At 47.3% G+C, this 10,981-nt stretch carries 10 protein-coding genes; 6 read left to right on the top strand and 4 right to left on the bottom strand.

Annotation, left to right across the window (positions count from 1 at the left end; genetic code table 11):
- Window positions 1-4 precede the first annotated feature (4 nt).
- On the bottom strand, window positions 5-934 hold the full coding sequence (locus Q1B11_RS12380) for a Dyp-type peroxidase (protein WP_299733018.1): 930 nt from the start codon (window positions 932-934) through the stop codon (window positions 5-7).
- A gap of 237 nt (window positions 935-1,171) precedes the next feature.
- Between Q1B11_RS12380 and Q1B11_RS12385 the strand changes: the two genes are divergently transcribed.
- From Q1B11_RS12385 to tusA, 3 genes are read left to right on the top strand one after another with little or no spacing between them, the layout of a single operon-like run.
- Window positions 1,172-2,557 carry a hypothetical protein gene (locus Q1B11_RS12385; protein ID WP_299733021.1) on the top strand — a complete coding sequence of 462 codons (1,386 nt, stop codon included), beginning with the start codon at window positions 1,172-1,174 and terminating at the stop codon, window positions 2,555-2,557.
- A 35-nt stretch (window positions 2,558-2,592) separates the two neighbouring features.
- Window positions 2,593-3,933, top strand: coding sequence for an MATE family efflux transporter (locus Q1B11_RS12390; protein ID WP_299733024.1), 1,341 nt, complete (start codon window positions 2,593-2,595; stop codon window positions 3,931-3,933).
- A gap of 28 nt (window positions 3,934-3,961) precedes the next feature.
- Window positions 3,962-4,222, top strand: a complete 261-nt coding sequence (gene tusA / locus Q1B11_RS12395) for a sulfurtransferase TusA (RefSeq protein WP_299733027.1) — start codon at window positions 3,962-3,964, stop codon at window positions 4,220-4,222.
- An 83-nt stretch (window positions 4,223-4,305) separates the two neighbouring features.
- Here tusA and Q1B11_RS12400 read toward each other — a convergent pair whose 3' ends face one another.
- Together Q1B11_RS12400 and ovoA are read right to left on the bottom strand one after the other, a co-directional pair.
- On the bottom strand, window positions 4,306-5,565 hold the full coding sequence (locus Q1B11_RS12400) for a hypothetical protein (protein ID WP_299733030.1): 1,260 nt from the start codon (window positions 5,563-5,565) through the stop codon (window positions 4,306-4,308).
- 153 nt (window positions 5,566-5,718) lie between these two features.
- Entirely contained in the window at window positions 5,719-7,866 is a 2,148-nt protein-coding gene (ovoA, locus tag Q1B11_RS12405; protein ID WP_299733032.1) for a 5-histidylcysteine sulfoxide synthase, read from the bottom strand.
- A gap of 677 nt (window positions 7,867-8,543) precedes the next feature.
- On the opposite strand from ovoA, the gene Q1B11_RS12410 reads away from it, so the two are divergent.
- The 3 genes from Q1B11_RS12410 to Q1B11_RS12420 all read left to right on the top strand — a co-directional run bounded on the left by Q1B11_RS12410 (window position 8,544) and on the right by Q1B11_RS12420 (window position 10,412).
- A complete protein-coding gene (locus Q1B11_RS12410) occupies window positions 8,544-9,173 on the top strand; it encodes a glutathione S-transferase N-terminal domain-containing protein (protein WP_067522265.1) in 630 nt (209 codons plus the stop codon).
- A 67-nt stretch (window positions 9,174-9,240) separates the two neighbouring features.
- The gene (locus Q1B11_RS12415) at window positions 9,241-9,669 is read left to right on the top strand and encodes a ClpXP protease specificity-enhancing factor (protein WP_366139463.1); all 429 of its coding nucleotides are present in this window, start codon (window positions 9,241-9,243) and stop codon (window positions 9,667-9,669) included.
- Between the two features lie 140 nt (window positions 9,670-9,809).
- Window positions 9,810-10,412 (top strand): NAD(P)H-dependent oxidoreductase, encoded by a 603-nt coding sequence (locus Q1B11_RS12420; protein WP_299733034.1) that lies wholly within the window; start codon window positions 9,810-9,812, stop codon window positions 10,410-10,412.
- Window positions 10,413-10,457: 45 nt separating this feature from the next.
- On the opposite strand, the gene grcA is transcribed toward Q1B11_RS12420, so the two are convergent.
- Entirely contained in the window at window positions 10,458-10,841 is a 384-nt protein-coding gene (gene grcA, locus Q1B11_RS12425; protein WP_366139464.1) for an autonomous glycyl radical cofactor GrcA, read from the bottom strand.
- Between the last annotated feature and the right edge of the window lie 140 nt (window positions 10,842-10,981).

A 10,981-nucleotide genomic window follows, 5' to 3' on the forward strand; every position in this document is an offset into this window, starting at 1 on the left:
CGCTTTAGTTTGAAGCGCTTTCCAGAAACTCAATGGATGGTGCAAAGAACGCACAGCCGGTAACGGCGTTTGAAAACTTCATCAGATGATCGTAGTGACCATCGCTGTCTGCATGAATCATGGCTTCTAGCATCAGCTCAAAATGTACTGGCGTTCTGCAGTAAGACACAAAGTACAATCCCGCTTCTTTTGAATCGCCATAAGGCATGCTGTGACGAAGAATCTCCATGCTTTTGCCATCCGCATCTTTCAAATTGACCCGTTTGATATGGGCATCCGGTGATTTGTCGTCAGAGCTGAACTCAATGTTCTCTTCTTTGCTTCGTCCGATAATGGCTTCCTGATGGTGAACCGGACACTGTGCCCACTGTTTCAGCTCGTGCACATAACGCTGAGTGTGAATGTACGTGCCGCCAGCAAAATCGCTGTCTTCTTCACCGACAATCGCCACGGCTGCACGGTTGTCGCCTTCCGGATTTTCAGTGCCGTCGACAAAACCGGTAAGGTCGCGGCAGTCCAGGTAGCGGAAGCCATAGACTTCTTCTTCGACTTTCACGGTATCGTCAAACAACGCCATCACTTGCTGCATTAATTCAAAGTTCAGGTCTTTTCGGTTGGAGCGGATGTGCAGGAGTAGGTCGCCAGCCGTTGCGGGGGCTTTTCTATGGCCATCTTCCAGAGCGATAAATGGATGTAAGTTTGCCGGTTTTTTATTGGGGAACAGTTGTTCCCAGGCTTTGCTGCCAATGCTGATGGTTGAAGTTAAATGTGCGTCAGGGTGACGATCACTAAGAGTTTGGGTTAGCTCTGGAACTGAGGAGAGTGATTGCTTGATACGCTGTGAGCTGGGGTTTTCAGCATTATTGATAGAAAATACAATGAATAGTGCGTCGGTATTGGCACTGGGTATTATTCCGGTTTGGGGAGTTGGCATGATCTGAAACCCTGAAAATAACATTTGGTTAATTGTTGGTTGTTTGTCTGGATGGTTCTTCACCCAGAAAAAATAATCGAAAATTCTACGTCAATATGAAACTAATCATCGTGTTTTAGATCAATGTATTTTTGTACATATCTGATAGGTGTTAATACTTGGGGGTTACCTTGTAATGTCCTGGTCAGATATTAATAACATGAAGCCGATAAGGATGTCGTCAATATAGGGTGATTTATGCCAGGTTTAGACGCTACTACACCAACCCCCGCTATACCGCATCCACAGCAGGCACCTGAGGTGGCGACAAGAGCAAAACATTCGGCACTTGAAGGGCAAGCCTGCAATATCTGTGACCAGATGTTTTCAGAGGATGCCAGAACAGAGAAATATTGTTTATGGCATTGTGAAAGATCTTTACGGGTTGTGTCTCTGTCTAATTGTCATTCGGGGCATTTTCTTCATAGTCATTGTTTAGAGAGAGTGAGTCGCAGGCTTCCTGATAATCAATCCTGTTGTAATATTTGCCAGAGAAACGTTGTTATCAATGGGGACATGCAGGCCTCGTTTAATAAATGGAAAGCAGTTGATGATGCGATCTCGCCAGTTCTGAAAATTCTGGTTGAAAGGTGTGTCAATGGGGTGAACCAATGTGAATTAGAACGGCTTGAAGATTGTTTATCAATATTAAAGGCGTTTGTTGAAGAGGATGAAGATGCAAGGGTTATCTATAGCGATGGGTGTTGGGCTATCGGTAAAGAACATCTTGAGCGTCTCTGGAAAAAACTTGAACTACAAGAAAATGAAATAAAGCAGCCTGAATTACGGGAAGCGTTGAGCAAACTTATTTTTGCTTTCTATGAATCGATTCAATCCTATAGAGCAGCACCCGACTCTTTTAATGCGCTAATAAACGAACTGGAAATGTTGCAGGCATCATATTGCAGTGAGCATGACGGGTTAAGTGTTTTTTTGGCAAAGTTGATGGTTTTGGGGCAGCGTAAATACTCATGCTATTTTAACTCTGCTGTGATGCAGGAAAGGTTAACTAAAGCAGCAAACATAATTGTTAATGATTCTAAAAATATTGTGCTTGATGAAGACGATTCTAAGGGGATTTGTGAGCAATGGTATCAAGTGGTATCCAAAGACTATGAGTCGCTCCCCTTTTGTCGACGCTACGAAATATTAAAACTTCTTGAAACGGTTTATACGCGATTCGATTCGAAAGAAGTGTTTGTATCGGGGCTGGAATATATGCATTTTCATTGTTGGCAGGAGGTGAGTAGTTTGTTGGAAAATCCTCGGTTTATTGATTGTGCAACATTAGCCGATGCGCAGGCATTTGTTAAAGAAGAGCGTATCTCTTGTGATAAAGGGCTTCAGGATGAGTTGGATGCATTGGCGGATACTTACCCCGATAAAATGGCAGCGAAGTGTCAGGCTATGCTTGAAGCTGTTGGTGAAACCTTTGCTGGTGGTGAGAAGCAGGAGAGCAGTGTGGAGATGATGAATTGGCTGGACAATGTGCTTAAATATGGAACTGAAAAGCAGCAAGTGGAAGCAGGGGTCAAAAAGTTTATTTTACGCATGCCTGTATTAAAACTTGATGATACTCATTAAGATTTTGTGCCCCGACACTTGGCGTTGTTTTTAAAATGGAAATATCCCTACCGGTCTGGCACAGAGTGTGGCACTTTGCCTGGCCAGCAATCGTTTCAAATATTTCAGTACCGCTACTTGGTTTAGTGGATTCAGCGGTGCTTGGTCACCTGCCTTCACCGGAATATTTAGGCGGTGTTGCCATTGCTGCAACCTTGTTCAGCATGGTGTTCTGGGCATTTGGTTTTTTGCGGATGGGGACGACCGGCCTGGTGGCTCAAGCAAAAGGGCGTGGTGATCGAGACGCCTGCCGAAAGTGGCTGTTGCAATCCGTGGCTTTTGCTGCAGCGATTGGGGTGTTGTTGATTCTCTTTTCGTCACCGATCTTTTCAGTGGTGTTGCCTTTTTTTGATGCCAGTGCTGTGGTTGCCCGGCAGGCTGACATCTATTTCTCCACCCGTATTTTTTCCGCGCCGGCGGTGTTGATCAACTATGCGTTGATTGGTTGGCTGATCGGAATGCAGAAACCCAAAGGTCCGCTGTTTATTCTGGTGCTGGGCAATGTGGTCAATATTGTTCTGGATCTCTGGTTTGTACTCGGGCTTGGCTGGGCGACACAGGGCGCTGCGTTGGCCACCGTGATTGCGGATTATCTGGCGCTGGCTGGTGGGTTATACATTGTAAATCGAACACTTCAGGAAACCGGCGGCGAGTTTTCATGGGCAATGCTGATGGATGCCGTTGGGTTACGCCGGCTGGTGTTGTTGAATCGCCACTTATTTGTGCGCACCTTATGCCTGTTGTTTGTTCAGAGTTTCTTCACTGCCCAGGGGGCTCGGCTCGGCGATGACATTCTGGCCGCTAATGCCCTGTTATTAAATTTGATGGTGTTGATTTCTAATGGTCTGGATGGTTTTGCTCATGCAGCAGAAGCGCTGACCGGTGAAGCCATCGGAAGAAAAGACCGTAAACTGTTTGCGCAAGTGATCCGGGTGACGGGTTGGTGCTCCCTGATCTGCGGTGGTTTATTCTGCCTTATTCTGGGCGTTGGCGGTCATGCCTTGCTGGGGTTGTTGACCGATATTCCAGAAGTGGTGGATCAAGCATCGGTTTATCTGCCCTGGTTGGTGGTGATGCCGCTGATTGCTGTCTGGTGTTTCTGGCTGGATGGCGTCTTTATTGGTGCCGTCAGAACCGATATGATGCAGCACACGATGCTGGCGGCTACGGTTCTGGTATTCCTTCCCTTGTGGTTTGTGTTTAAGGGGTTGGGGAATCAGGGGTTGTGGCTGGCTTATACCCTGTTTATGGGTGCGCGAGGTGTTGGTTTGATTTGGGTCTTCCGACGATTCAGTGCTCGGGATAGGTGGTTTGCCGATCGGCAGGAACTGGTTTGAGAGATACTAAGTGTGCTATGAGTCTGATATGACGACTGTTGTAAAAAACGAAGCGTTTGAAGTGCATCATGAGCTGGATACTTGCGGCCTGTTTTGCCCGGAACCGGTGATGATGTTGCACAATAAGATTCGGGATATGAAAAGTGGCGAAGTGGTCAGAGTGGTTGCCACAGACCCTTCTACCCAGCGAGATATCCCGAAGTTTTGCAATTTTCTGGATCATCCTTTGTTGAACCAGAATGAGCAGGATAATCAGTATGTGTATTGGATCCGTAAACGGAGCTCATAACGCACTCTGGTAGTCTGGCTGAGAAAAGGATCCGTTGAGGAGGGTAATCTCTATCAGGCTGCAGGTGTTATCTTTTCAGACGCTTAGCCCCACCCATCATCTACCTGTGTTCTTGCCGGATGTGGGTAGAGGTTCCTCCCGGTCACTTCTTCTCTGAGCATTACCCTGTGTCCCTCGATTTGTAGGCAACTTCCATAATTATTTTCAATGCGGATAAGATTTCCGAACTCATGATGTTCCAAACTGCGCTGGACGACCCGGGTGATCGCCTCAAAATTGAAAGTCGTGAATAGGTTAAGTTCTTCATGAGAAGGAACCGTCATCCGTTCATCAATAATGGCGTTGAAAAAAAGCTTAAAATAATCTGGGAATGATGATTGCTCCAGGGATTCTTTAAATTCAGGTATAAGGTTAATGTAAATGCCATGATGGAAATTAATGGCCTTCTCCAAATGAGAGAAAAAAGATTCAAGCTCCCTCCCTTTTGTGAAATTAATGAGCTTCTGTCCTTGAATATCCGATGCCTCTGAAGACCGCGGGTTATATTTAGTGGTTTGTTGAGGGGCTTCCTTTGTCTGCATAAAGTTCATTAGTTTTATTGGGGTGCCAGTTTTCTTAAGATTATTGGATCTTGGGGGTATCTCATTTGGTGTATAAAATGATTCGGTGTTTCGCACTTGAACTCCCTGAAATTCTCGGGGGTAGCCGACAAGGCTGAAAGGGAGCGCCATACGAGATGCTGTGTTTACATGGTTTTCTGCAGGCTGGGTATACCGTCGGAAAAAATCATCATCAAATGAGCTCTTGCCGACAGGCTGATGTGTTGTGACTTCCTGTGCTGATGGCGTATAGCCAGCAATATAATTCTTGGGTGGATTCTCCGGTTTTTGAATGGCTTCGGGGGTGTTTTGCCTTGTGCTTCTATCTGAAGGCAGCTCTGCTGTGACGAAGTCGCTGGGTTTGAATATGGTTTGTTTATGATTCTGGAAGGGGGGAGGTGTTTCTGTGTGAATTGATTCACGTTGTTCTCTGCCCTTTTGGCAAACTATGTCTGTAAAGGATGCGGGTGAAAATGTGTTTTTGCTGGTGCTGGTATTAAAAACTTCACTGATCCCACTGAATAAATTGGAATAATTTTGTTCAAGGGAGGATTGGGTATTAGTTGGGGTATCGTGATGAGCATACCGAAAAGTCGCTCTTGGTATATGGGATGGTTGTGGATGGGGTTGAAGCGTCCATGGTCCATATTTTACGGCATTTGGTTGCTCTGCTCGGTGGTTTTGCGCTGGGGAGTGATTGGGCGGTACATAGGGTTGATGATCATTTGTGAATGGGTTAAACATTGGGAGCCATTGTGAATTGTTTTGGTGTAGGAACAAATGTCTATGACAGCTCGTTCTTGAGAAAGTTCAGGGATACGTGCGAGGAAATTCAAAAGCCCTTGATTATGGGCTTTTGAATATATTTATTTGAGACTGTTGTTTATCTATTTATTCTTATTCTTTTTTCTTCCAGGTTGTGCATTGCGCAACAGAGTGCTGATACTTTCGAGCGGTTTCTCGGATGACAAAAGGCACGTCCTGAGGCGCTTGCACCTCTTCAAAGTGTTCGCTTAGCACTCTTTGTAATCCGGTGTAGGTGTCCACAGCCTCACCATTTTCCCGTATTCCACCAAGCCAATTCTTTTTCGGTGTGTATTCTTCCAGCCAGGTGTAGGGTGACGTAATCACCAAAATGCCACCGGGGCGAAGTCGTTCGTGGATTGTGCTGAGAAACTGTGTTGGATTATTGAGCCTGTCAATCAGGTTGCCCGCAAAAATCAGGTCGTAATCGTTGTAAATGGGTTTCAGATTACAAGCGTCACCCTGAGTAAAACGGATTCGGCCCATCTCAATATCATCGAAGCCCAGTTCAGTAATATCGGCAACGGCGTAATCGCCCAGTTCACCTTCCGTTGGGATGAAGTAGCGAACTTTGCCTTTTTCCTGAAGCTCTGCTGCCGCAGAAATAAAACGAGCTGAAAAATCGATGCCGTCGACGTGTTGAAAATCCCTGGCTAACTCGAAACTGGTTCGGCCGACTGAACAGCCAAGATCCAGCGCGCGGGTTTGCGCAGTGCTCTTTGAGGCTTCAAGACAGATTTGTGCGCAAGCATGGGGGTAGTTGGTGACGTTGAAATAGTCTTCTCCAAAGTGGAAGGCCAGATACTGCGCAACCAGTTCATCAGTTTCGTAGGGATTATCAGAAGTATCGGTCACGGCGGTGGACTCCACGTATCGGAAACCTGCATGTTGAAAGAAGTGCCTTCGAAAGGCGTAGCGAGAATCTTTGATAGCGTAGTTGCCGGTGGAAATCCATGATCCACCTTTGATGAGGTTGTGCCGGCCGTCAAAGGTTGGGGTGGAAAAATCATCGTAGCAAGGATGAACCCGAAATCCATCGTAGCCATCGATGGGCGTGCCCGTCCATTGCCAGACATTGCCAATAACATCGCAGAAATTACCGGTACGAAAACGATCCACCGGACAGGAGGATGACCAGTATTCCAGATTGATGTTGCCCGGTGCTGTATTCCAATAGGGCTGGTCGGTATCGATAGACTCCCGCAGACAATACCACTCCGCTTCGCTGGGCAGTTGAATCTGCTTCCCGCTGACTTCCGATTTCCAGCGACAAAAAGCCTGTGCTTCGTGGCAATTGACATCCACGGGCCAGTTCCAGGGCATCTCTATTTCTTCGAGCATTGTGCGATAGCGATAATTCTTGCCATCCGATACCCAGAACTCGGGGTGGCGGGTTTTGCTGAAGGTGGCCCAGGCCCAGCCTTCGTCTGTCCACCATCGCTCGGTGTCGTAGCCTTCGGCGTCCATAAAGGTTTTGAATTCCTGATTGCTCACCAGAAACTCACTGGCCTTGAAAGGTGCGACATTTACCTCGAAACGACCGTATTCATTGTCCCAGCCGTAAAGCTCGTTATCATAATCTTTGCCGAGTTTTAGGGATTGCCCCGCCACATCGATCAGACGGTTGTCGGGGGCGACATCGCTTTTTCGGCAGGGAGCCCAATCATCATTTGCAGTGACCCATGAGATCGGGAGTTGGCGAATAAGTACGGACGAGGTTTCCAGATGAATGCGTTCATGTTCAATGCCCATCAGAATAATCCATGCCGGGCTTTCCCAGTGGATGGGCATTTCAATGGGCATTGACTCTATAAAATCGCACACCACAGCTCGCACTTTCTGACGATACTCGTGAACCTGTTTCACAGAGGGCCAGCGGTAATTTTTATCATCCAGATCATCCCAGGACATTTCATCCACACCGATGGCAACAGTGGATTCAATATAAGGATCTACACGCTCCGAAATTAGCTTGGCAGTCATTAACTTGTTGACGAAAAAAGCGGCGGTATGGCCGTAATAAAAAATCAGCGGGTGACGCAGGGGGATGGCTTTTTCAAACCAGGCATCCTCTTTGGCCAGAGTTTGGAAGAGTTGCTCGTATTGATCAAAGGTGGCCTGAAAGTAATTCAGCAGCTCCCTGCGTTTTGCTTCTGGGGTGCCTGTGTTCAGTATCGGCGTGCGAGTGATTGCTTCGGTGTTGGCTCTGGTGTTATCAAGGGTGCTGGCAGTAATATCCAAGGGATTTATCCTCGTTGAGTGTCAGGTGATGCTCGGCGGAAGATCCGGCTTCAATGACGTGTTTCCATACGTAGTTATTTTTCTTATTACCAGGGTCTGTTGACGTTTCGTTGCGAGACTCAGTGACTCAGAAAAACGTCAAGCGCGCGAAAGGGTTGTGCCGTGCGTAGTTATCCTACGCCAAGCAAGCCTGACAAAGCGGGTGGCGTTTTTCTGAGTCACCCGAAGGGCGGATCAGGGCGCCCCTATCCCGTCGTTCCAGCATCTTGAAAGGCAAAAAGCATTCCTGCGATGCTGCGCCTAGTTATAGGTGCGCCCTGATCCGCTGAGCACGCAACGAAACGTCAACAGACCCTTATGGTTATCAGATCAGCCTATACGGTGCAAATGAAGAAACGGTTTCAGAGTAGGCTTTTTGATGAGTATTTCCCCCTCTGCATGGTGAAGTGAGTAAAATAGTTGGGGGGAATAGCGGTGTTTCGGAGGAATCTTTCGGAATTGACGCAAGCAGGGCTATGATGATGTAGGCAAAGTTTGCTATGATACACCGTTATTTCACGGGCGGCTGAATTTCCCATCGATCAGTGATCAGCAGTGGTTAGAAAAGTTGCTAATGACCGATCGGTAGGGATTGTTGCCGAATTCTCTCATCCTTTTCATGAAGGCGGGGGTACTTCATGGCCGTAGTTGCCAAAAAGTCATCCATGATTTTTTTCTCGGATCCAGTTGACCATTATTGTCACCGGGTTCGCATCGTCCTTGCTGAGAAGGGCGTTGCTGTTGATGTTCAGAATGTAAGCCCGGAAAACCCACCCAGGGAGCTTTCCGATCTGAACCCTTATAACAATGTGCCGACTTTGGTTGATCGGGAGCTGGTTCTGTATGAACCAAACGTCATGATGGAGTATCTTGACGAGCGTTTCCCGCACCCACCACTGTTGCCAGTGTATCCGGTCAGTCGTGCCCAGAGCCGTTTGATGATGCACCGTATTCAGAAAGACTGGTGTGCCCTGGTGGACACTATTCTGAATCCGGCGACCAAAGAGACGCCGGCGGCTCGTGCTCGTAAAGAGCTGCGTGAAAGCCTGTTGGCGGTGGAGCCAATCTTTGCAGAAATGCCGTTCTTTATGAGTGAAGAGTTCACTCTGGTTGATTGCTGCGTTGCACCGATTCTCTGGCGTTTGCCGATTCTGGGTGTTGAGCTGCCGAAACAGGGCAAGTCAATTCTGGACTATGCTGATCGTCTGTTTGAGCGCGAATCATTCCAGGAAAGCCTTTCTGAGTTTGAAAAGGAAATGCGCGAGTAAGCGTGTTTGTGATCAGTAATGCTGTCGCAAAAGGTTCTGAGCATAGAGTGGTGGCCCGGAGATAGATATGACAATGACCAGTAGTCGTTCGTACATTGCTAGAGCGTTGTACGAGTGGATTCTTGATAATGATTGTACCCCTTACATTCTGGTGGATGCTCATCGACCAGGTGTTGAGGTACCTCAGGAATATGTTAAGGATGGTCAGATTGTTCTGAATATTTCTCCCACTGCGGTGCGAACTCTGAATATCGCTAATGACTTCGTTATGTTTGATGGCCGCTTTGGTGGTCGCGCTCTTACGATTGTTGTACCGATTCCAGCCCTGATGGCTATCTACGCTCAGGAGAATGGACAGGGCATGGTGTTTGAAACTGAGCCCTATGAAGAGGAAGAAGACGTGTTTCAGGAGCAGGAAACTGATGAGCCTGAAGCGACGGATGAACCTTCTAAACCGCCTAAGCCAGGACGACCTCATCTTAAAGTGGTGAAGTGACGTTTACTGGTAAAAAAGCCGGTTCATTTTAAAATGAACCGGCTTTTTTATGTTCAAGATTTATTGTTTGTTTTCCAGTCATGCGTCAAGCAGCCACTGGAAGTGCATGAGAAAACGTGGGTTGTCCAATAGGAATAAAAATGAAGCTTGCAATAATCAGCGGTAGTCATCGTAAAAACTCAGAAAGTGAACGCATAGGAAGGCATTTGCAGGACAGGGTTCAAACCTTATCGTTATTTGACAGTGTTGAGGTTCTTTCTTTAGCGGGCAATCCACTACCGCTTTGGGATGAGTCGATCTGGGCTGGTAATGAAGACTGGAAGGCGCGTTTGGCACCCTGGAAACAGACATTGCAGTCGGCAGACGCCCTGATTGTCATTTCTCCTGAGTGGAATGGCATGGTACCCCCGGGTTTGAAGAACTTCTTTCTCTTATTTGGTGCTGCGGAGCTAGGTCACAAGCCAGCACTGATCACTACGATATCTGCAGGGCAGGGCGGCTCTTACCCGGTGGATGAGTTAAGAGTGAGTGGTTACAAGAATTGTCGTATCTGCTATCTGCCGGAGCATTTGATTATCAGAAACGTAGGTCAAGTGTTCGCAGGAAAAGATGCGGAGGGCGATGAGCATCTTGGTGAGCGAGTGGATTACTGTTTGAAGCTGCTTAGAGAGTATTCGGCGGGGTTGATTCACGTCCGTTCCAGTGGTGTGATAGATCACAAGACCTATAGGAATGGTATGTAGCCGTGAGTAAAAACGACCACAGGTTGTGGTCGTTTAAAGTATGCATCACATATTTTGAGTAAATGTGCGGGTAATAACATCCCGTTGTTGTTCTGGTGTCAGTGAGTTGAAGCGCACTGCATAACCGGAAACGCGGATGGTCAGAGATGGGTATTTCTCAGGGTTTGCCGCGGCTTCTTCCAGCATTTCACGGGAGAGGACGTTGACGTTCAAGTGCTGCCCGCCTTCACGAACAGCAGTTTCCTGTACTTCCAGCTCCAAATCACGGGATTCGAACTGACCCAGAGTTTCCAGAGAAACGACTTCATCTTGCTTGAAATCATCCGTTTTTGCACAGATCAGCCGAGCTTCGCCTGCGGCTTCATCCAGCAACCAGATGGAATTGATCAGGGCGCTATTGTCGCTGGCAGTGATTTGAATGCCTTTCATTATATTGATCCTCGAAATCAAACAGCAGAAGTCGTTTAGTTAAGTCAGCCTTTTTTGGGTAGGGGCTGATTTATGGCTTCATGCTATCAGCTCAAAAGGAGATTCGATCTAGGTATTAGCCGAGATCTTCAGCGATAAAA

This window comes from uncultured Endozoicomonas sp. (assembly GCF_947495845.1).
In the GTDB taxonomy this organism is placed as follows: Bacteria; Pseudomonadota; Gammaproteobacteria; order Pseudomonadales; family Endozoicomonadaceae; genus Endozoicomonas.

What these genes read in the sequence shown, in the direction of transcription:
- Q1B11_RS12380 (WP_299733018.1), bottom strand. Translation starts at nt 934, where the DNA reads ATGCCAACTCCCCAAACCGGAATAATACCCAGTGCCAATACCGACGCA.
- Q1B11_RS12385 (WP_299733021.1), top strand. Translation starts at nt 1,172, where the DNA reads ATGCCAGGTTTAGACGCTACTACACCAACCCCCGCTATACCGCATCCA.
- Q1B11_RS12390 (WP_299733024.1), top strand. Translation starts at nt 2,593, where the DNA reads ATGGAAATATCCCTACCGGTCTGGCACAGAGTGTGGCACTTTGCCTGG.
- tusA (WP_299733027.1), top strand. Translation starts at nt 3,962, where the DNA reads ATGACGACTGTTGTAAAAAACGAAGCGTTTGAAGTGCATCATGAGCTG.
- Q1B11_RS12400 (WP_299733030.1), bottom strand. Translation starts at nt 5,565, where the DNA reads ATGTTTAACCCATTCACAAATGATCATCAACCCTATGTACCGCCCAAT.
- Q1B11_RS12410 (WP_067522265.1), top strand. Translation starts at nt 8,544, where the DNA reads ATGGCCGTAGTTGCCAAAAAGTCATCCATGATTTTTTTCTCGGATCCA.
- Q1B11_RS12415 (WP_366139463.1), top strand. Translation starts at nt 9,241, where the DNA reads ATGACAATGACCAGTAGTCGTTCGTACATTGCTAGAGCGTTGTACGAG.
- Q1B11_RS12420 (WP_299733034.1), top strand. Translation starts at nt 9,810, where the DNA reads ATGAAGCTTGCAATAATCAGCGGTAGTCATCGTAAAAACTCAGAAAGT.
- grcA (WP_366139464.1), bottom strand. Translation starts at nt 10,841, where the DNA reads ATGAAAGGCATTCAAATCACTGCCAGCGACAATAGCGCCCTGATCAAT.